We start from the raw sequence: 20,531 nt of genomic DNA on the forward strand, positions 1-20,531 counted from the left end.
ACTGTTGGGTTTTCACAACACTTTGTTGCATGAGTCCAGTGCGGCGCGGGGATTCCCTGCCCATCTACAACCGCATCGGCGTTCTGCGCGCCGAACGCGGGATGAGCCGGGCTCAGCTGGCGGGACTGATCGACGTCAATCCCCAGACCGTCGGCGCACTCGAACGGGGCGACCACTACCCCAGCCTCGACCTGGCGTTCCGTATCTCGTGGGTGTTCGAACTCCCGGTGGAGGCCATCTTCTCCCGCACCGAGTTCGGGCCCCTGTCCACCGAGTTGTATCGCACCGACCGACCGCCGTCCACGACAGGAAGCGGGGAGAGTTCCCATGCCTGAGACCAATCTGATCGAGAGGTACCAGGGGTTCCGGACGCGCAGATTCCTCCAGAACGAGAGCCGTTACCGCACGTGGCTACCGAGGTGGCGGACGCGCAGCCGCCGACGAATCCTGGTGGTCGCCCTCGCGGCGACATTCGTGTTCATGACCGCCGTCGGGATCGTGTGTCATGTCGACATGACGGTCGGCCCGCTGCTCTGGCTGCCCGCGTGCCTGTTGTTCTTCCCGCTGTGGACGATGCTCCAGATCGTGTCCGGGCGGCAGGGGGACGCGCCGCGCGACGCTCTCGACGAGTGGGAGATCCAGCAACGCAACAGTGCCCGCTCGATCGGACTCACGGTCACCCAGCTGTTGACGCTCCTCCCGGCGATGTATCTGATCTTCGTCGGCGCGCTGGACGTCGATCACAGCAACGTGCCGTACGCCGCGGGACTGCTCGTCGTCACCGCACTGATGGTCGGGGGTTGCACGCCGGCCATGATCCTCGGCTGGACCCAACCCGACCCCGAACCCGACGACCTGGCCTCGTAGGAACACCCGCCTCCAGATGGGAAGGACCCATGTCTCAGACCCTCACGATCGACGGCATCTCCAAGCGGTACGGTGACGTCGTCGCACTCGACGACCTGTCCTTCGAGGTCCGCCCCGGTGAGATCTTCGGTTTCGTCGGCAGCAACGGCGCAGGCAAGACCACCACCATGCGGATCGCGCTGGGCGTCCTGTCCGCCGATTCCGGCGAGGTCCGGCTGGGCGGCAAACCGGTCGACCTGGATGTGCGGCGCACCATCGGCTACATGCCGGAGGAACGCGGGCTGTACCCGAAGATGAAGGTGGGCAAGCAACTCGCCTACCTCGCCGAACTGCACGGCATCTCCCGCTCCGCGGCGCGGGACGCCGTCGCACGCTGGACCGAACGTCTCGGCATCGCGGACCGTGTCGGCGACACCGTCGACGCACTCTCACTCGGCAATCAGCAACGCGTCCAATTGGCCGCCGCGCTGGTCCACGACCCGGCCGTGCTGGTTCTCGACGAACCCTTCTCCGGGCTCGACCCCGTCGCGGTGGACGTCATGAGCGACGTGCTGGTGGAGAAGGCGAACACCGGAGTGCCGGTGATCTTCTCGAGTCATCAACTCGAACTCGTCCAGCGCCTGTGCCACCGCGTGGGCATCATCAGCCACGGCCGGATGCGTGCGGTCGGCACCGTCGACGAACTGCGCGGCGGCGGCAACGCCCAACTGGAAGTCCACGCACCGGAGGCGCCGGTCGGCTGGGCCCATCACCTGGCCGGTGTCACCACGATCAGTCACCTCGACGGCCGCACCCTGCTGTCGCTCGACGCCCACGTGGACGACCAGCTGGTGCTGCACACGGCCCTGAAAACCGGACCGGTGCACGAGTTCTCGCTGCACAGGCCCACCCTGACCGATCTGTTCCGAGAGGTGGTCACCGCATGAGTGCCCCGCTGAGCCCCGCCCGCGCGATCGGCCTCGTCGCCCGCCGCGAATTCCTCACGCAGGTGGCGAAGAAGAGCTTCGTCATCAGCAACGTGATCATCCTGCTGGCCATCGTCGGTGGCATCGTCGCGTATTCGCTGTTCTCCGGCGGCGACGAAGACCGCTCCACCATCGGACTCGTCGGCGACCAGTCGCTCGCGCCGGTTCTCGTCGCCACCGGTGACGCGACCGGGACTCCCGTCGACGTCGTCCCGGCCGCCGACGAACAGGCCGCGCGGGACCAGGTGGGCAGCGGCGACCTGGACGTCGCGCTGATTCCCGGCACCGGCGGATCGGTCACGGCCGTCACCGAATCCGAGCTGAACTCGGGACTTCGCACCGTGATCGACGCGGCCGTGATGCAGCAGGCCCAGGCCGGCGCCCTCGCCGCGCAGGGTGTGAACCCCGCGGAACTCGCCGCCGCGACCGGCCGGGCGGTCGTCACCGTCGACGCACTCGACCCGCCCGACCCGGAGAAGGGCCAGCGCGTGGCCCTCTCCGTCGCCGTGGTCGTCCTGCTGTACATGCAGATCATGATGTTCGGCATGTACGTGGCGATGGGTGTGGTCGAGGAGAAGTCGAGCCGCGTCGTGGAACTGCTCCTGTCGACGCTGCGCCCGCTGCAACTGCTCTGGGGCAAGGTGATCGGGATCGGCGCGGTCGGTCTCGTCCAGCTGACCGCCTACGGTGTCGCCGGGGTCGGGGCCGGACTCGCGACGGGCGTGCTCACCGTGACCGGGACCGCGCTCGGGGTGCTGGCCGGAACGCTCGGCTGGTTCGTGCTCGGATTCGCGTTCTTCGCCGTCCTCTACGCCGCGGCCGGGTCGATGGTGTCGCGGCAGGAGGATGTCAACGCCACCGCGTCGCCGCTGATGGTCCTGATCGTCATCATGTTCTTCAGCGCCTTCTCCTCGGTGAGCAACCCGGACGGCACCCTGAGCAACGTCCTCAGCTGGATTCCGCCGTTCTCGGCGATCCTGATGCCGCTGCGCATCGCCGCCGGGGTGGCGTCCCCAGTCCAGGTCGTCGTCACCATCGCGCTGATGCTCGCGGTGACCGCCGCACTCAGCGTGCTGGCCGCGAAGATCTACCAGCGTTCGATCCTGCGGATCGGCAAGGTCGTGTCCTGGAAGGAGGCGCTCGGGAGGTAATGAATTCCGGGCGCCCGCCCACGTTCCCCGGGTAGTCTTCGAATCGTCGATCGATGCTGCTCAGCTGCCGTTTCGGAACGGGGAACACCATGGTCGTCCGCCGCAGGAAGCCGCTCGTCGCCATCGCCGTCGCCGTGGTCGTGTCCATGACGTCGGCGCTGACGGCGTGCACGTCCGACGAGCCGACCTCCTCGGCCGGTGGCAACGCCGGGCCCGACGGCTCCCCGGTCGCGTACGAGGAACCGGTCAAACTGTCGAGCGAGAACGGTGTGCTCGAGGTCCGGCTGTCGGCCCATCAGGGCACCGTCGACCTCGACACCGTGTCGGAACCGGTGTCCAACTTCCTGGTCTTCGGATACGAGGTTCTGCAGGGCACGAGTTCGAACGGCTCGAACACGGGCGACGACGTGTATCCGGCGCCGACGTTGCGCGTCGACCCCGGCGAGCGCCTGATCATCCACTACGACAACGACCTGCGGGACCTGACGATCGAGGACTTCTACGACCCCGCGTTCACGCCGGCGGGCGGTGACGTGCCGATCTATCCGCCCGCCCTCGAGTCCGCGCCGCTGAACCTGCACACCCACGGTCTGCACGTGAGCCCGGACGGCAACGCCGACAACGTGCTGCTCGACATCCCCGCCGGGATGGGCAACGTCTACGACTACGCGGTGCCGAAGGACATGCCGAACGGAATGTACTGGTACCACAGTCACCGTCACACGCTGACCGCGCAGCAGACGTACGCGGGGCTCGCGGGGCTGCTGGAGATCGGACGGCCCGACGGCAACCTTCCCCTGGTGACGCAGAACGACGTTCCCATCCGCGACATGGCGCTGCAGTACAACTTCGTGTTCGACCGCAAAGGCAAAGGGCACCAGCTGAACGACCCCAACTGGCCGCAGTTCGTGAGCACCCTGAAGCCCCCGGAGGGATCGCAACTCGCCGACGGCACGTACTCGCCGAGCCTCGCCCCGGTGAACTTCGCCGAGACGACGGAGGGCGCCCAGTACGTCACCAATTGGTATGCCGGGCCCCTGTCCCCGGCGAATCACCGCGGGCAGAACCAGTTCGTGCCGGGCAATCTGCAGAGTTTCCGCAGTGATTCGACGAACATCCCCGCCGATCCGTCGCTACCGGACAACGAGCGCGACGTGCAGTACACGATCAACGGGCAGTTCCAGCCGGAGCTGAAACTGAAGCCGGGCCAGACGGAGATCTGGGTGCTGGCGAACATCAGCGACTTCGCGTACATGCCGCTCCGGCTCACCGAGACCGCGACGGGCAAGCATCCCCAGTTCTCGATCGTCGGCCAGGACGGCAACCCCTTCACCCAGGTGCAGCGGCCGGTCGGCGGCGACGGCACCCGGCTCGTCGTTCCGCCGGCGTCGCGGTACGCGATCGCCGTGACGATGCCGGACACCGGCGATCTGGTGCTCGACATGCCGCCGCTGGACGGCGCGAAGCCCGTCACCAATCCCGGTGTGCTCTACACGAACAACGGCACCGGCAATCCGCCGGCCGAACTGGGCACGGTGACTGTCGACCCGTCGGTCATCAGCTACGCCGACGGCTTCTTCACCTTCCCCACCCAGACTCTCGTCCACGTCACCCCCGACAGCGGCGAAGGCCGGACCACACCGTTCGAACCGGGCCGGAACCTGGACGCCTACACGTCGTTCGTGGACACGTCGGTGATGACGCCCGACGTGAAGCGCACCCTCACGGTGTCCGGCGGGTTCGGCAACGAGAAGGCCAGCAACAGCGACCCGAAGGCGTTCACGTACGAGTTCGACGACAACACGTTCCCGAACATCCCGTTGATCCAGCCGCGCCTCAATTCGGTCGAGGAATGGACGATCACGAACCTCAACAACGACGAGCATCCGATGCACATCCACGTCAACGACTTCCAGGTGATGGAGATCGTCGATCCGGTCACGGGCACCAGGACCGGAGTGCAGCCGTGGGGTGAGGACAACGTCAACGTGCCCGCACCCGTCACGGACGCGAACGAGAACGCGCTGGAGCCCGCATCGGTGACGCTGCGCACAAAATTTACCGAGTACACCGGCACCTTCGTGATCCACTGCCACCGCCTCAACCACGAGGACAACGGGCTGATGGCCACCGTCAACGTGATCCCCGAGGTGTCGACGTACGCGGTGGCGGTGCCGGGAACGCCGGGCACCCCCGCCACCGTGCAGGTCCACGACGGCAACGGCGACAAGGTGATCGCCGCCGTCACCCCGTTCCCGGCGTTCGAGGGCGCCCCGACGGTGGCGATGGCCGACGTCAACGGCGACATGATTCTCGACCTCGTCGTCGGCACCGGTGCCGGTGTGGCGCCGGAGGTCGTCGCGTACGACGGCAACGATGTCGGCTCCGGCCCGTTCACCGCCGAGCTGACCCGGTTCGCCCCGTTCGACGAGGGTTTCCGCGGGGGTGTGAACGTCGCGGGCGCGGACATCGATGGAAACGCGCTGGCCGACAACATCATCGTCGGCACCGGGCCGGGAACCGAAACGCAGGTGAAGGTGTTCTCGTCCACCCTGCCCACGGACAAGGGCGCGGCACCCGAGACGTTCTCGACGTTCACGCCGTACCCCGGCTCGCGGTCCGGGGTCACCGTCGCCACCGGCCTGGTCGACACCGCGTCGGGCCGGGCGAGCATCGTCACCGCCCCGGGGCCGGGAGAGGCGCCCCGTGTGAAGACGTTCCGGTACGACCTGTTCGAGCCCACCGCCGCGGCTCAGGCCGACGGCACCGCGGACGAGCACGCCGGCCACACCGGCGGCCCGCGGACGACGTCGGAGTTCCTGGCCTTCGACGAGAACTACCTCGGCGGTGTGTCCCTCTCGACGGGCTGGGTGGCGGGCGCCGAGGGCGGCGCGAAGAGCATCGTCACCGGCATGCTCGGCGGCGACGGCACGGTCCGGGTGTGGTCGAGCGGGTCCCGCCTCGACGGCGAGCCGGGCATGTACCTGGAGAGCCCGAACCATCACTCCGACGGCGCCGTCGCCTTCACCCAGATCGCGTCGTTCGCACCGTTCGCAGGCGGCACCCCCGGCACCGGCGTGCAGGTGGCCACGACCAGCACCACGACAGGCGCCGACCTGCTCGTCAGCGGCGGCGGGCCCGGTGGCGCCGAGGTGCGCAAGTTCGGGCTGGGGCGCCCGGACCCGCAGTCCACGACGCTGGTGCCGCTGCCCCTGGGTGCGCTCCCCGCGCTCCCCGCGGCGCAGGGATCCGTGCCGCTCGGCGGCCGGTAGGAGCCGGCGTCAGGCGGTCCGCTTCTCGGCGGCGTCGGCGATGTCGTCGAGGTCCTGCCGGATCATCTTGGTGGTGGCCTTCAGCGCGAACGACCCGAACACCTTCATCAGGAATCGCGAAAAAGCACCCATGCCGGTTGCTTCCGCCGAGAAGTGGAACGTCAGGGTGGTGCCGGCACCGGCAGGTGTCAGGGTGAACACCGTCGTGTAGTCGGCGCCGCGGGACGACGCCTTCACCACGGTGCGCTTCTCCTGATCGATCTCCGCGACCCACATCTCCTCGGACGACGACTTGCCGAACAGCACCCGGGTCTCACGCCACCGCGTGCCGACCTCGTAGCGCGTCGAGTCCAACCGCTCGACCTTCTCCACGCCGCTCAGAACCGACTCCGCGTTGTCCAGGTCGGTGAGGACATTCCAGACCGCGCTCGCGGGCGCGTCGATCGTTCGGCTCACTCGGATTTCGGAGGCTGACATGTGGCACCCGTTTCTCTCGGTGTCAGGGCAGGGTCCAGAACTGGGTGGTCACCAGATAGAAGACGACGACCCAGAACACCATAGCCCCGGCGACGACGGCGAGCCCTCGACGGTTCGTCTTCGCTTCGGGAACACCAGGCGCCGGCCGCAGCCAGTGCCCCAGTATCCGGTTCACGTAGTACGGCATCGTCACGAAGCTCATGATGAAGCTGGACAGCAGGTTTCCGACGAGCAGGCCGAGCCACAGCGGCATCTGCAGCGGCGACAGCGCGAGCGTGAGGATCACCACCGTCGGATAGAGGCCGACCCACACGGCGACCGACGTCTTGGTCTCGGACGGCGGCGGCGCCTCGTGGCCGTTCTCGTCGAACGCGAACCAACTGCCGAAGGAGTTGTCGATGGTGCGCAATTCGAAGTCGTGGAACTTCTCCCCCTCCGCGAGCAGTTCCTGCCGTGTCGCCGACGTGAGCCACGTGTCGAGGTCGGCGGCGTTGTCGTAGCGGTACAGCGCGGTCCACTCGTCCTGCACACCTTCGACGGGGCGGAACAGTTCGCTCCCGCGGAAGCCGTCGAATCTGCTCTCCTCCAGTCGCAGTCGGTCCTGCCACGCGAGGAAGTCGTCGACGTGTTCCGGGCGGACGCGGTGCGTCACGACGACCGTCACGAGCGGATCCGCCTCCCGCACGCCGCCACCGGTGATGACCTGCTGAGTGGCGGGGCCGTCGAAGTACGGTTGCCCCTGATCCAGCCGGTCCTGCCGGGTGGCGCTGTTGATCCACGCCTGTACGTGGGCGACGGAGTCGAAGCGGTAGACCACCACCCAGTCGGGTTGCACGGCAGTGGGTGCGGAGATCTCGGCGCCCAGGAACCCGGGGTAGCGGGACGCGGCCGCGTTCATGTCCCGCTGCCAGGCCTCGAAGGCCTCCTCGGAACCGGCCCGCACCTTCTGGCCGATGATGACCGTCGCGGCGTTGCCGGTGGCCTTCTCGGTGTCCATTGCCTACTCCTCACCGCTCAGGTCGTCGGAACCGATCTGCTCTCGCCGATGCGGCTGTAGATGCGCTCGGGGGTGAGCGGCAACTCGCGGAAACGCACGCCCGTCGCGTCTTCCAGCGCGTTGGCCAGTGCAGGCGCCACCGGGTTGATGCAGCACTCCGCCATTCCCTTCGCGCGCATCGGACCGACGGAGTCCGAAGAATCGACCAGCAGCACTTCGGTCCGGGGAATGTCGGCGAAGGTGGGGATGCGGTAGTTGCGCAGGTTGGGGTTGGTCATCACACCGTTGTCGTCGACGTGGAAGTTCTCGGTCAGCACGAATCCGATGCCCTGGGCGACGCCGCCCTCGATCTGGCCGCGCACCTGCACCGGGTTGATGATGACCCCGGCGTCCGTGGCCTGGACGCTGTCGAGGATGCGGATCTCGCCCGTCACCCGGTGGACGGCGATGCGGAAACCGTGAGCGTTGGAGACGACGCTGCGCGGCGACCCGTACGCCTTGCGCGCCTCCGTGAACCGGATGCCGCGGGGCCGGGCGGCGTCGAGGAGGTCGGTCAGCGGCACCCGTGTGCCGTCGCAGAGCACCGCGTCGTCGTCCATCGAGCAGGACGCGACGTCGACCCCCGTGTGCGCGGCGGCGAACGCCAGAATGCGGGTGCGCAGCGCTTCCGACGCCTGCGACACGGCGTTGCCCGCGACGAACAGGCCCGCACTGGCGAACGCCCCCGTGTCGAAACCCGTGCGGTCGGTGTCGGACTGCACGAGACGTACCCGCGACGGCGTGGTGCCGAGCTGGGTGGCCGCGATCTGCACGTGCGCCGTCGACGTCCCCTCACCGAATTCGACGGTGCCGACGGCGAGTTCGTACACGCCGTCGTCGCCGAGCGTCGCCCACGCCTCCGAGATGTGCTCGGTCGGGGGCGCGGTCTCGTGAAGACCACACGCGGTGCCCACGCCGACGAGCCAATCCTCGCCCGGCACCTGCCCGTTCCCGGTCCGTCCCAGTGCGGCGTCCACGAGGTCGATGCACTGCCCGAGCCCGTCCTCCCCGAACACGACGTCGTCGGGCCCGTCGTCGATCGCCACGAGTGAGTCACCGGGGCGGACGATGTTGCGGCGCCGCAACTCGACGGGGTCGATGCCCAGCGCGACCGCCAGCTCGGTGATGGCGGACTCGACCGCGAACGCGGGCTGCGTCATGCCGTACCCGCGCAGCGCCCCGCTGGGCACGGTGTTCGTGTACACGGAGTACGCGTCGAACTTCTTGTTGAGGCACCGGTACGTCGAGATCGCGGCCCCGGCGGCGAACAACGTCTCGCCCCCGTGGTTGCCGTACGCGCCCGTGTTCGACACGTTGCGCACCTGGAACGCCGTGAGCGTGCCGTCGGCCCGCGCACCGAGCTTGACCGTCAGCTTCATCGGGTGCCGCGGCGACGCCGTCGTGAACTCTTCTTCCCGGGTGAACTCGAGGGACACCGGCCTGCGCGTGTCGAGGGTGGCGAGCGCAACCAGATCCTCCGTGATCACCTCCTGCTTGCCGCCGAACGCTCCCCCGACCCGCTCGCAGAACACCCGCAACTGGTCGGGGCGCAGGTCGAACAGGTGAGCCAGCTTGACCTTCGCGATCGACGGCGACTGCGAACTCGTGCGCACGTGCAGGCGGCCGTCCTCCATCCAGGCGATCGACCCGTGCGTCTCGAGATGCGCATGCTGCACCCGCGGCGTGAAGTACGTGCCCTCGTGGATCACGTCGGCCTCGGCGAACCCGGCCTCGACGTCCCCCACCTCACCGTGCAGTTCGAGCAGGATGTTGCGCACCGGGTCCTGGACGAACGGGTCGTCCGAACCGTGCAATTGCGGTGCGCCGTCGGCCATCGCCTCCTCCGGGTCGAACACCGCGGGCAGCACGTCGTATTCGACGACCACCCTGCGGCAGCCCTCCTCCGCGGCGCCGACCGTGTCCGCCACCACCGCGACCACCCGCTGTCCGGCGAACCGGACCGTGTCGTCGAGGATGTACGTGTCGTCGGGGTCGACGAGGTGATCGGTGTGGATCGCGGTCGTGTACAGCTTCCGGGGCACGTCCTCCCACGTGTACACGCGGTGCACTCCGGGGACGGCGAGCGCCGCCGTCCTGTCGATCGACACGATGCGCGCATGGGCGTGCGGCGAATGCAGCACCTTCATGTGCAGCAATCCGTCGATCTCCGTGTCCATCGTGAATCGGGCACGGCCCGTGACGACGTCGGTGGCCGCGGGCGCTCCGACGCTGGTGCCGACGGCCCGGCCCGGTTCGGCGACCTCGATCGCGGCGACACCGTTCACCGCGTCCTCGATCGCGCGGTAGCCGGTGCAGCGGCACAGATTGCCCTTCAACGCGCGGGGCAGGTCGGCTTTCTGCGCATCGGTGAACGTCGCCGACGTCATGATCATCCCCGCGGTGCAGAAGCCGCACTGGAACCCGGGGGCGTCCCGGAACTGCCGCTGTACCGGATGCAGGTCGTCCGGCGAACCGAGGCCCTCGATCGTGGTCACCTCACGCCCGTCAGCCCGGAACGCGGGTGTGATGCAACTGTGCACGGGATCGCCGTCGAGCCACACCGTGCATGCCCCGCAATCGCCTGCGTCGCAACCCTTCTTGACGCCGTGATGGCCGAGTGAACGCACGAACGTCCGCAGGCACTGCCCGGGGTGCGGCTCCTCGTCGAACGTCCTGCCGTTGACGGTGTACGTCATCGCCGACCTCCTGCCGCGAGTTCGGTCCGGATCTCCTCGGCGTAATGCTTCGCGAGGTGCCGACGGTGGTCGGGGGTGCCGTTGGGGTCGTCGAACCACACGTCCTCGGGTAACGCGTCGATGCTCTGCTGCAGCGTCCCGGCGTCGGGCACGGTGTCGAACGCGAATCGGATCGGACGCGTGGTGCCCGCCGTGATCGTGAGCAGCAGATCGTCGACGTCGGGCGACCGGGTTCCGATCATGAACAGCGTCGACCGGCCCAGGTGTGTCAGTGTGAACCGGCGGTGCGCGTGACGCTTGCGCAGGGCGCCGACCGGGATGTCGATGCGCCGCAGGATCTCACCCGGCGCGAGGATGTTCTCGTGGTTACCCGTGACGAAATCGGCGGCGTCCACGGTGCGCTCGGACCCGTCGGCCGCCCACAGGGTGTACGTCGCCTCGAGCGCGACGGCCATCGTGATCATCGGACCCGCGGGCAGCGACATGCAGATGTTGCCGCCCACCGTCGCCGAATTCCAGACCTTGAACGACGCCAGGAACGCCTCACAACTCGTTGCGAACAGCGAGCCGGCGAGCCAGTCGCCCCGCGGCGCAAAGGCATACAGGTCACGGACCGTGCACGTCGCCCCGATCCCCAGACCCGCATCGCTCGGCACCAGCGAATCCCAGCCGAGCGCCGTCAGATCGACGAGCCTGCGCAGGCCGGGCTGCTGCTCGGAGAACAACCACGTTCCCCCGGCCAGCCACGCGTCGCCGTCCCGCCACTGCGCGCCCGGCCGATCGGGTGGTCGCCGCACGACATCGGTGATGGTGTTGAGGTCCATATGACTGCTCCACTCGGGAAAAGTGTCGTCGTTCTCGTACCCGGCCTGCGTCAACTCACCTGACTCTAGACACCGCAGTAGCCCTCTCGGCGTTTTTTGCCTTCTTCCACCCGCGCTCGCGACCGTCACCGGTCGTAGCAGACATCTACCGGCCGGGCCCGACCGCTACTCTCAGGTCCATGGCTGCCAAGATCTCCGCCCACGACGTGCTCGAGTTGGTACTGGACGCAGGCAGCTTCGTCTCCTGGGACACCGCGCCCGTCGACGCGCGGCCGAACGAAAAGTACCGGTCCGACCTGCAGAAGGCCGCCGAGAAGTCGGGCGTCGACGAATCGGTGATCACCGGCGTCGGCACCGTCCGTGGTCGCCCGGTGGCGGTCATCGCGTGCGAGTTCGCGTTCCTGGCCGGTTCGATCGGTGTGGCCGCCGCCGAGCGGATCGTGTCCGCCATCGAACGCGCCACCCGCGAGGGTCTCCCCCTGCTCGCGTCCCCGACGTCGGGCGGCACCCGCATGCAGGAGGGCACCGTCGCCTTCGTGCAGATGGTGAAGATCGCGGCGGCCGTCGCCACCCACAAGGCCGCCCACCTCCCCTACCTCGTGTATCTGCGGAACCCGACCACCGGCGGCGTGTTCGCGTCCTGGGGTTCCCTCGGGCACATCACGGTGGCCGAACCCGGTGCGCTGGTCGGGTTCCTCGGGCCCCGCGTCTACGAGGCGCTGTACGGCGAGAAATTCCCCGAAGGCGTGCAGACGTCCGAGAACCTGTACCGCAACGGCGTCATCGACGGCGTCGTGCCCGCCACCCGCCTCCGCAGGCTCGTGCACCGTGCGTTGCGGGTGCTGATCGATCCGCCGACGCCACCCGCCGCCACCGAACCGGTGCCGGACGTCGACATCCCCGACGTTCCCGCGTGGCAGTCGGTGATGCTGTCGCGGCGCGCCGACCGGCCCGGCATCCGCCACCTGCTGCGGCACGCGGCCACCGAGCAGGTGCCCCTCAGCGGCACCGGTCAGGGCGAGACCGAGGGGACGGTGCTGTTGTCGCTGGCCCGTTTCCGCGGCGCGCCGTGCGTGCTGCTCGGCCAGGACCGCGCCGGCCAGTCGGCGCTGAACACGATGGGGCCCGCCGCCCTCCGCGAGGCACGCCGCGGCATGCGGTTGGCCGAGGAGTTGCAGATCCCCCTCGTCCTGGTGATCGACACCCTCGGTGCGGCGTTGTCGCAGGAGGCCGAGGAGCGGGGGCTGGCCCCCGAGATCGCGCGCTGCATCTCCGACCTCGTGACGTTGAAGACGCCGACCGTGTCCGTTCTGCTCGGTCAGGGCACCGGCGGCGGGGCGCTGGCGTTCCTGCCCGCCGATCGCGTGCTCGCCGCGCAGAACGGGTGGCTGGCCCCGCTGCCTCCCGAAGGTGCCAGCGCCATCGTCCACCGCGACACCACCCACGCACCCGAGATGGCGGCCGCCCAGGGCATCCGTGCGCTCGACCTCCTGCGGGACGGCGTCATCGACGCCATCATTCCCGAGCATCCGGACGCCGCCGACGAGGCCGTCGACTTCTCCAAACGGGTCGGCGAGGCCATCTCCCGGGAACTCCGCGCCCTGACCGGGGTTCCGGAGAGCGAGCGCTTCGCGGCCCGGCTCGCCCGCTACCGGAACCTCGGCCTGAACTAGGACAGTTTGATGGTCGGCTTGTACATGTCCATCCACAGCGCGAGGTCGAGGGTGCGCTCGAGGCCGCGACGCGACACCTGAGTGATCTGCGGGGTGTCGACGGACACCGCCCGCGACAGCCAGTCCGCGCTGACCAGCCCGAACACCGGGTGCGACGGGTCACCGAGCAGGTCTTTGCCGTGCTGCTGCAACGCCACCGCGTACTTGGGGTCCTGGGTGGACGGGTACGGCGACTTCACCCGGTCGATCACCGACTGCGGCAGCACATCCCTCGTCGCGGCCCGCAGCAGCGACTTCTCCTTGCCGTCGAACGTCTTCAGCGACCACGGCGTGTTGTACACGTACTCGACCAGCCGGTGATCGCAGAACGGCACCCGCACCTCGAGTCCGACGGCCATGCTCGCGCGGTCCTTGCGGTCGAGCAGGACCCGGACGAACCGCGTCAGATGCAGGTAGCAGATCTTGCGCATCCGCCATTCGAAGTCGGATTCGCCGTCCAGCCGGTCGATCCCGGAGATCGCCGCGTCGTACGAATCCTGCACGTAGTCGTCGATGTGCAGCCCCGCCGTCACATCCGGGGTGAAAATGTTGCTCTCGTCGCCGAAGTGCTCGGCGAACTGCACGAGCCACGGGAAGGCGTTCGCCTGTTGCGCCTTCGGATCGAAAAACTGCTTGTAGCCGCCGAACACCTCGTCGGCCGACTCGCCGGACAACGCCACGGTGGAGTGCTGACGGATCGCCTTGAACAGCAGATACAGCGAAGCATCCATGTCGCCGAGACCCATCGGAATGTCGCGTGCCCGGATGACCTTCGCGCGCACCGCGGGATCGGCGAGGTCGTCGGAGTCGAGGACGATGTCCTGGTGCGCCGTCCCCGATCTGCGGGCCACGTCGTGCACGTACGGAGTGTCCGGGGTGCCCCGCAGTTCGTCGGCGACGAAATGTTCGGTCTGCCCGACGAAATCGACGGCGAACGTGCGGACCGTCTCCCCCACCTCGGCGAGTTGCTCCGCGGCGATTCCCGTCATCGCCGAGGAGTCGAGACCACCGGACAGCAGCGTGCAGCGCGGCACGTCCGCGACCAGTTGCCTGCGGACGATGTCGTCGAGCAGTTCGCGGACGTGCGCAACGGACGTGTCCCGGTCGTCGGTGTGCGGCCGGGTCTGCAGGGTCCAGTACCGGTGCGTCCGCAGTCCGGTGCGTGAGACGGTGACCACCGTGCCCGGCTCCACCTCACGCATTCCCTCCCACACGGCGTGGCCCGGCGTCTTCACGAACGCGAACAGCTCACGGATCCCGTCCATGGTGACGGTCGGCTCGACGATCGGATTGGCAAGGATCGCTTTGGGTTCCGAACCGAACAGCACCCCGTCGGGGGTCTCGTAGTAGTAGAACGGCTTGATGCCCATGCGGTCGCGGATCATCACCAGGGTGTCGGTCCGCGAATCCCAGACGGCGAACGCGTACATGCCGTTGAGCCGCTCCGCGACGGCCTCGCCCCACTCCAGATATCCATGGAGCACCACCTCGGTGTCGGAGTTCGTGACGAACCGGTGGCCGCGCCCGTACAGTTCCTCGCGCAGTTCACCGAAGTTGTACACCTCCCCGGAGTAGACCATCGCCACGGTCCCGCCGGGGGTGTCCACGCTCATCGGCTGATGCCCGCCCGGCAGGTCGATGATCGCGAGCCGTCGATGCCCGAGCGCCGCATGTTCGACGACCCACGTGCCGCGATCGTCCGGCCCCCGGCAGTTCATCGTCTCGGCCATCGCATCCACGGTGGACTGCTCGACGCGTAGATCGCGGTCGAACGAGATCCATCCGGTGATTCCGCACATTTTGTTCCTCCGGCTGTCGCTGGCGCTCTTCCTTCGGCGCATGGTCAGTTGCGAGGCGGCAAACCGAGTCCGAACCGTAGCAATCACATTGACAGTTCTTTACTCTTGCTAACCACCTATATTCCACGGTAACCCTTTTCGGCGCACAGGCGGCGAGCCCACAATCGCCGCCGGTCAGAACGGCGCGGGTTCGTCGGGTGCCGCGCGAGTGGCGGGTGGGCTGGTCGGCGGGTTCGGCGACTTCGATGGATCCGGTGGGTTCGACGGTTCCGACGCGCTCGGTGTCCCACGCCTTCGCCGTGCTGCGTCCAGGCGCGCCTGCCGGCGGCGGCGCTCGGCCCGGATCCGGCCAGCGGTGTTCTGCGCACGGGTGCGGCGGCGGGACGCGGGGTCGGCGACACGGTCACGCTCGCGTGCGCCCAGGATTCCCGAGGACCGCGGCCGGTATCGATGTCCGGTGGGCGCTACCATCTCGATTCCGCCCTCGGCGTCAACCTGCCAGTGACCGGAATGTTTGAGTCGGTGATGGTTTCGGCAGTAGGCGGTCAGGTTCCCGGCCACCGTCGGACCTCCGGCGGCGGGATCGGAATGGTCGAACGGCCGATGATGATCGAGGTCCGTGTTCCAGGCCGCGACATCGCAGTGCAACCATTCGCACCCGCCGGCCAGCACCCGCAGCCAGGTGTCGAGAACGGTGCCGGGACGGTAGGTGGTCGCCGCGGTGACGCTCGGGGGCCGTACCGTTTCGACGTCGGCGTCGGCTGCGATCTCACGTGCGTGTGCGGCGTCGACGATTCCGTAGCCGTCGAGGTAGCCCGGTTCATCGTTACCTGCGAGTGTGGAGTCGAGCATGATCAGGTGCACGAGCGGCTTGCGGGCTGTGGGCACGTTGCGCGAATCCTGAGTGCAATCGACCCGCCCGCATTCGCATTTCACGTACCCGGCACCGTCGACGAGCGCAGACAGTCCATCTGCCCGTCGCTGTTCGTAGGTTCGAAGATCTTTCGGGCACACGGTGTTCGCCAGTTCGCGCAACCGTGCGTCGAATGCCCGGCCCTGCACGGCGGGGATGGATCCGAGGATGCGGCACATGCCGTCCTCGGCTGCGCTGACTCCGACGAACCTGTCGGCCTGCGCTTTCTCCCGCTTGGCCCGAACCCCTGCGGGATCGAGCCTCGCGATGATGCGGTTGGCGGCGTTCGTCAGCCTGCGGCCGGTCAACCCGGTTCCACCGGACCGTTGCGGGGCCAGAACCTGTTCGAGGAGTTGATGTTCGACCTCGCCGATCCGGTCGTCGGTGACGTTTGCCGTCGCGTCTTCGATCAGGCGTACCCGGTACATGTCGAGGTCGCCGCGCGCCATGGCCTCGCGGGTCGCAGGCAACCGGGTGCGCAGCGACATGCCCAGGCCGATCAGGCGGCCCGCCGCCGCTCGCCCCATGGTGAGTGCGGCACCGATCTCGGCCTCGACCACTTCGTGCGCGGTCGACGTCCATGCCCCGTCGGACTCGATCTCGGCAGTGCGGCGCACGAACAGCTCTGCGATCACCGCCAGCTTCCGTTCGGCCACCACCGACTCACTGCGATGCAGATCGGCCATCAACTCGACCAGACCCACGTCGGATTCCGCGTCGGCGAGACAACTGACGGTCTCGCGAACCCCCCGATCCAATACCCCCGTATCGAACATGTGTTCTATTCTATCGAAACGCACCGAACGGCACAAGACTTAAAACAAAGCACTCCAAACGCACTTGCATGACAGGGGCGTCATGCACGGACCTCATTGTCCGGACGGCCGACTCTCCCCCTAGCCGAGCCCGACGCAACACCACGAACTTCCAAAGATATTGAGCAGTTCGGTATTCCGAGGTGACATTCGCCGCCGCGTCGAGCACCCGGCAGCACGGCTCGATCGCCGGCCACAACTGAATTCGCCTAAACCAGTACGTCGGAAGTCGCCCAGCGGGGTCTCGCCGCCTACCCACTCCCCGCCACGATGACGGGGACGGTGGCGGCGACGACGATGGCGGCGTTGACGGCGTCGACGGACGCGCGCACGGCCTTGCCGGCCCAGTCGCCTTCGGCGATGTCCTTCGCCCGCTTCTTCACGGCGCGACGGTCGGCGTCCGGGAACAGCTTCGGGGCGGCGTCTACGGCGGAGAGGAGCGAGACGAGTGCGGCGGTGCGCGGAGTGGGCGTGACGCCGTCGAGGAGCGCGGCGCTCAGTTCGTTCCGCACCGCGCCTTCGTGGCTGCCGTCGACCTCGGGCCACCGGGTGGTGGGGAAGATGCCGAGCACCTTGCCCTTCTCCTCGCGGACCCATCCCGCGTCGACGATGCGCTCGGCGAGTTCTTCGCGCAGATTCTTGGTGAGCTTCTCGATCGCTGCTTCCGGTTTCAGCGGCTTGGACGTCCCGATGAGATCGACTGCCCGCGCGAGCAGCGGATCCCGGGGCCTCGCGCCGTCCCGGACACGACAGGGCGGACGGCAACGCGAAGTCCGGTGTCCGTTCAGCCGCCCCGCGGAATGTTTGCCGGTTACCGTGAAGGGGAAATATTTCCGAATATCAGCGGACGGTTGTCGGGCACCGCAGTCAAGCACGAGGAGCGGCTATGAGCGCGATCGGACACTGTCGGGCACTCCTGGCGGTCGCCGTCATTGCCTCGTCTGCCATGTTCGGTGAGGTGGCGACGGCGTCTGCGGACGAGTGGCGGGCCCTTCCCGCCGACAAGCCGGCCGCGGCCGACGGTTCGGTCCTCGACCACATCGAGGAGGTCAACGACCGTCAGCTGAACATGTTCGTCTACTCGGCGGCGATGGATAAGGTGATCCTCCTCGAGGTCATCCGCCCCGCCGACACGAGCGTCCCCCGGCCGACCCTGTACCTGCTGAACGGTGCCGGTGGCGGTGAGGATTCGGCAACGTGGCAGGCGCGGACGGACGTGGTCGACTTCTTCGCCGACAAGAACGTCAACGTCGTCACTCCCGTCGGCGGCGCCTACAGCTACTACACCGACTGGCAGAAGCCCGATCCCGTCCTCGGCGTCAACGAATGGACCACGTTCCTCACCGAGGAGCTTCCGCCGATCGTCGACGCCACGCTCGGAACGACCGGCGCCAACGCCATCGCGGGACTGTCGATGTCGGGTACGTCCGTCCTGAGCCTCGCCGAGGCGGCGCCCTCGCTGTACCGGGCGGTCGGCGCGTTCAGCGGGTGCGCCGAGACGAGCACCCAGCCCGGCCGCGATTACGTCACGTTCGTCGTCAGCGTGCGTGGCGGCGACGTCGAGAACATGTGGGGACCGTACGACGACCCGGATTGGGTGGCCAACGACCCCGTCGTCAACGCCGAGAAGCTCCGCGGAATCGACTTGTACATCAGCAATGCCACCGGACTGCCCGGCGTCCACGAGAACCTCAACGGCCCGGACGTCAACGGGGACGTCGGCGTGCTGGCCAACCAGGTGATCGTGGGCGGCATCATCGAGGCCGGAACCAACGAGTGCACCCATCGGCTGGCCGACCGGCTGAACTCGCTGGGAATCCCCGCGACGTACGACTTCCGGCCCACCGGCACCCACTCGTGGGGCTACTGGCAGGACGACCTGCACAACTCGTGGCCGATGATCTCCGGCTCCCTGGGCCTCTGACCGGCACACCGCACAACTCCGCCGGGCGACGAAAGGCCACCGTTCGGCGCAGGCCTCGGCACCGGCCGTCCGGACGGTGTCCCGGACACCCGACGTCGCATAGGGTGTTTCGGGTCACAGGACGACGAGAGGACGTGCATCGATGAGCTCCCCCGGAACTGCGCCTTCGAGCGACAACCATGGCCAGAGCTACGCCGAGGTCTACCGCCGGAGCGCCGACAGTCCCGAGGAGTTCTGGCTGGCCGCTGCTGGTGCCGTCGAATGGGAGACGCCGCCGACGCTGGCGCTCGACGACTCCGCCGCCCCGATGTACCGGTGGTTCCCGGACGCGTCGCTGAACACGTGTTTCAACGCCCTGGACCGGCACGTGCGCGACGGCAACGGGGACCGGGCGGCGTTGATCTACGACTCGGCCATGGTCCCCGACGCGTCCCGCACCTACACCTACGCAGAACTTCTCGACGAGGTGTCCCGGTTCGCCGGCGTCCTGAAGGACCAGGGCGTGGTGGCCGGGGACCGCGTGATCGTCTACATGCCGATGATCCCCGAAGCGGCGATCGCGATGCTGGCCTGCGCCCGCATCGGCGCCGTGCACTCCGTCGTGTTCGGGGGTTTCGCCGCGAAGGAACTCGCGACGCGCATCGACGACGCCGGACCGGTGGTCCTGGTGACGGCGTCGGGCGGCCTCGAGCCCGGGCGCACGGTCGAATACCTCCCGATGGTGGCGAAGGCGCTGGAGTTGTCCGCCACCCCTCCGCACACGGTGATCGTCAAGGACCGGGAGCAGGTCCCCGGGTCGGCGGCCCACTACCAGGGCGGCGACGCGGCGTGGTTCGACTGGGACGCGCTGGTGGCGGATGCCGCACCCGCGGAGCCGGTTCCGGTGGCCGCGACGGACCCGCTGTACATCCTGTACACGTCGGGCACCACCGGGAAGCCGAAGGGCGTGATCCGCGACAACGGCGGGCACGCCGTCGCGCTCACGTGGTCGATGCGCAACATCTACGACATCGGGCCGGGCGACGTGTGGTGGACCGCGTCCGACGTCGGCTGGGTGGTCGGCCACTCGTACATCGTCTACGGGCCGCTCCTCGCCGGTGCCACGTCCGTGCTCTACGAGGGCAAGCCGGTCGGGACCCCCGACGCGGGGGCGTTCTGGCGGGTGATCTCCGATCACGGGGTGGCGGCCCTGTTCACGGCGCCGACCGCGATCCGCGCGGTGCGCAAGGCCGATCCCGACGCGCAGGAGATCGAGAAGTACGACATCTCTTCCCTGAAGACGCTGTTCGCCGCGGGCGAGCGCCTCGACCCCGACACGTACGCGTGGGCCACCCGCGTCCTCGACCGTCCCGTCGTCGACCACTGGTGGCAGACCGAGACGGGCTGGGCGATCTGCGCCAATCTGCGCGGGCTCGAACCGATGCCGCTGAAAGCCGGATCCCCCACCGTCCCGGTCCCCGGGTACCGGGTGGGCGTCGTCGACGGGCAGGGGAACGCGGTTCCGGCGGGGGCCGAGGGCAACATCGTGATCGGCCTGCCCCTGCCTCCGGGCACGCTGGCCGGGTTGTGGCGCGACCCGGAGCGGTACGTGAAGTCGTACCTCGCCACGTTCGAGGGCTACTACCTCACCGGCGACTCCGGGTACATCGACGAGGACGGGTACGTGTTCGTCCTCGGGCGTAGTGACGACGTCATCAACGTTGCCGGACATCGGCTTTCGACCGGCAGCATGGAGGCCGTCGTCGCCGGGCACTCCGCGGTGGCCGAGTGCGCGGTGGTCGGGATCCGCGACGAACTCAAGGGGCAGCGGCCCAGCGGTTACGTGGTGCTCAAGGCCGGCGTCGACATCGACCCCGAGGCCCTCCGCACCGAACTGGTCGCGATGGTGCGTGACCAGATCGGGGCCGTCGCCACGTTCCGCGACGTGACGGTCGTGCAGGCGCTGCCCAAGACCCGCTCCGGCAAGATCCTGCGCAAGACGATGCGTCAGATCGCCGATCACGAGGAGTACACGGTGCCCTCCACCATCGAGGACGTCGCCGTCCTCGACGCGCTGAAGAAGCAGTTGGGCGGCTGACTG

15 protein-coding genes are annotated in these 20,531 nt (G+C 68.3%); 8 read left to right on the forward strand and 7 right to left on the reverse strand.

Annotated elements, in window-relative coordinates:
- Positions 1-29: 29 nt before the first annotated feature.
- The 5 genes from JWS13_RS16915 (at position 30) to JWS13_RS16935 (ending at position 6,255) form a co-directional block, all read left to right on the forward strand.
- Complete coding sequence (locus JWS13_RS16915) at positions 30-335, forward strand: helix-turn-helix transcriptional regulator (protein WP_072944757.1); 306 nt, start codon at positions 30-32, stop codon at positions 333-335.
- Positions 328-867: a hypothetical protein gene (locus tag JWS13_RS16920; protein WP_206006671.1), complete on the forward strand. Its 540-nt coding sequence runs from the start codon at positions 328-330 to the stop codon at positions 865-867. The genes JWS13_RS16915 and JWS13_RS16920 overlap by 8 nt, the downstream gene beginning before the upstream one ends.
- Positions 868-896: 29 nt before the next feature.
- On the forward strand, positions 897-1,793 hold the full coding sequence (locus JWS13_RS16925) for an ABC transporter ATP-binding protein (RefSeq protein WP_206006672.1): 897 nt from the start codon (positions 897-899) through the stop codon (positions 1,791-1,793).
- Positions 1,790-2,983, forward strand: a complete 1,194-nt coding sequence (locus tag JWS13_RS16930; protein WP_206006673.1) for an ABC transporter permease — start codon at positions 1,790-1,792, stop codon at positions 2,981-2,983. Before JWS13_RS16925 ends, JWS13_RS16930 begins: the two co-directional genes overlap by 4 nt.
- Positions 2,984-3,072: 89 nt before the next feature.
- Positions 3,073-6,255 carry a multicopper oxidase family protein gene (locus JWS13_RS16935; RefSeq protein WP_206011635.1) on the forward strand — a complete coding sequence of 1,061 codons (3,183 nt, stop codon included), beginning with the start codon at positions 3,073-3,075 and terminating at the stop codon, positions 6,253-6,255.
- Positions 6,256-6,264: 9 nt separating this feature from the next.
- On the opposite strand, the gene JWS13_RS16940 is transcribed toward JWS13_RS16935, so the two are convergent.
- The 4 genes from JWS13_RS16940 to JWS13_RS16955 are packed head-to-tail and all read right to left on the reverse strand — an operon-like array spanning position 6,265 to position 11,288.
- Positions 6,265-6,732, reverse strand: a complete 468-nt coding sequence (locus tag JWS13_RS16940; RefSeq protein ID WP_206006674.1) for an SRPBCC family protein — start codon at positions 6,730-6,732, stop codon at positions 6,265-6,267.
- 22 nt (positions 6,733-6,754) lie between these two features.
- Positions 6,755-7,729 carry an antibiotic biosynthesis monooxygenase gene (locus JWS13_RS16945; protein WP_206006675.1) on the reverse strand — a complete coding sequence of 325 codons (975 nt, stop codon included), beginning with the start codon at positions 7,727-7,729 and terminating at the stop codon, positions 6,755-6,757.
- A gap of 17 nt (positions 7,730-7,746) precedes the next feature.
- Positions 7,747-10,464: a molybdopterin-dependent oxidoreductase gene (locus JWS13_RS16950; RefSeq protein ID WP_206006676.1), complete on the reverse strand. Its 2,718-nt coding sequence runs from the start codon at positions 10,462-10,464 to the stop codon at positions 7,747-7,749.
- Positions 10,461-11,288: an FAD binding domain-containing protein gene (locus JWS13_RS16955; protein WP_206006677.1), complete on the reverse strand. Its 828-nt coding sequence runs from the start codon at positions 11,286-11,288 to the stop codon at positions 10,461-10,463. The genes JWS13_RS16950 and JWS13_RS16955 overlap by 4 nt, the downstream gene beginning before the upstream one ends.
- 179 nt (positions 11,289-11,467) lie before the next feature.
- On the opposite strand from JWS13_RS16955, the gene JWS13_RS16960 reads away from it, so the two are divergent.
- Positions 11,468-12,961, forward strand: a complete 1,494-nt coding sequence (locus JWS13_RS16960) for an acetyl-coenzyme A carboxylase carboxyl transferase subunits beta/alpha (RefSeq protein ID WP_206006678.1) — start codon at positions 11,468-11,470, stop codon at positions 12,959-12,961.
- Here JWS13_RS16960 and asnB read toward each other — a convergent pair.
- From asnB to JWS13_RS16975, 3 genes are all read right to left on the reverse strand, one after another.
- Positions 12,958-14,799, reverse strand: a complete 1,842-nt coding sequence (gene asnB, locus JWS13_RS16965) for an asparagine synthase (glutamine-hydrolyzing) (RefSeq protein ID WP_206006679.1) — start codon at positions 14,797-14,799, stop codon at positions 12,958-12,960. The two genes, JWS13_RS16960 and asnB, sit on opposite strands and share 4 nt — an antisense overlap.
- Positions 14,800-14,973: 174 nt before the next feature.
- Complete coding sequence (locus JWS13_RS16970) at positions 14,974-16,488, reverse strand: HNH endonuclease signature motif containing protein (protein WP_206006680.1); 1,515 nt, start codon at positions 16,486-16,488, stop codon at positions 14,974-14,976.
- A gap of 290 nt (positions 16,489-16,778) precedes the next feature.
- Positions 16,779-17,402, reverse strand: coding sequence for a GOLPH3/VPS74 family protein (locus tag JWS13_RS16975; protein WP_206006681.1), 624 nt, complete (start codon positions 17,400-17,402; stop codon positions 16,779-16,781).
- Between the two features lie 11 nt (positions 17,403-17,413).
- On the opposite strand from JWS13_RS16975, the gene JWS13_RS16980 reads away from it, so the two are divergent.
- On the forward strand, positions 17,414-18,451 hold the full coding sequence (locus JWS13_RS16980) for an alpha/beta hydrolase (RefSeq protein ID WP_206006682.1): 1,038 nt from the start codon (positions 17,414-17,416) through the stop codon (positions 18,449-18,451).
- Between the two features lie 142 nt (positions 18,452-18,593).
- Positions 18,594-20,528: a propionyl-CoA synthetase gene (locus tag JWS13_RS16985; protein WP_206006683.1), complete on the forward strand. Its 1,935-nt coding sequence runs from the start codon at positions 18,594-18,596 to the stop codon at positions 20,526-20,528.
- Positions 20,529-20,531: the final 3 nt, after the last annotated feature.

It is taken from the genome of Rhodococcus pseudokoreensis, assembly GCF_017068395.1.
GTDB lineage: Bacteria > Actinomycetota > Actinomycetes > Mycobacteriales > Mycobacteriaceae > Rhodococcus_F > Rhodococcus_F pseudokoreensis.

What these genes read in the sequence shown, in the direction of transcription:
- JWS13_RS16935 (WP_206011635.1), top strand. Translation starts at nt 3,073, where the DNA reads ATGGTCGTCCGCCGCAGGAAGCCGCTCGTCGCCATCGCCGTCGCCGTG.
- JWS13_RS16985 (WP_206006683.1), top strand. Translation starts at nt 18,594, where the DNA reads ATGAGCTCCCCCGGAACTGCGCCTTCGAGCGACAACCATGGCCAGAGC.
- JWS13_RS16945 (WP_206006675.1), bottom strand. Translation starts at nt 7,729, where the DNA reads ATGGACACCGAGAAGGCCACCGGCAACGCCGCGACGGTCATCATCGGC.
- JWS13_RS16960 (WP_206006678.1), top strand. Translation starts at nt 11,468, where the DNA reads ATGGCTGCCAAGATCTCCGCCCACGACGTGCTCGAGTTGGTACTGGAC.
- asnB (WP_206006679.1), bottom strand. Translation starts at nt 14,799, where the DNA reads ATGTGCGGAATCACCGGATGGATCTCGTTCGACCGCGATCTACGCGTC.
- JWS13_RS16930 (WP_206006673.1), top strand. Translation starts at nt 1,790, where the DNA reads ATGAGTGCCCCGCTGAGCCCCGCCCGCGCGATCGGCCTCGTCGCCCGC.
- JWS13_RS16950 (WP_206006676.1), bottom strand. Translation starts at nt 10,464, where the DNA reads ATGACGTACACCGTCAACGGCAGGACGTTCGACGAGGAGCCGCACCCC.
- JWS13_RS16915 (WP_072944757.1), top strand. Translation starts at nt 30, where the DNA reads ATGAGTCCAGTGCGGCGCGGGGATTCCCTGCCCATCTACAACCGCATC.
- JWS13_RS16920 (WP_206006671.1), top strand. Translation starts at nt 328, where the DNA reads ATGCCTGAGACCAATCTGATCGAGAGGTACCAGGGGTTCCGGACGCGC.
- JWS13_RS16970 (WP_206006680.1), bottom strand. Translation starts at nt 16,488, where the DNA reads ATGTTCGATACGGGGGTATTGGATCGGGGGGTTCGCGAGACCGTCAGT.
- JWS13_RS16955 (WP_206006677.1), bottom strand. Translation starts at nt 11,288, where the DNA reads ATGGACCTCAACACCATCACCGATGTCGTGCGGCGACCACCCGATCGG.
- JWS13_RS16925 (WP_206006672.1), top strand. Translation starts at nt 897, where the DNA reads ATGTCTCAGACCCTCACGATCGACGGCATCTCCAAGCGGTACGGTGAC.
- JWS13_RS16940 (WP_206006674.1), bottom strand. Translation starts at nt 6,732, where the DNA reads ATGTCAGCCTCCGAAATCCGAGTGAGCCGAACGATCGACGCGCCCGCG.
- JWS13_RS16980 (WP_206006682.1), top strand. Translation starts at nt 17,414, where the DNA reads ATGAGCGCGATCGGACACTGTCGGGCACTCCTGGCGGTCGCCGTCATT.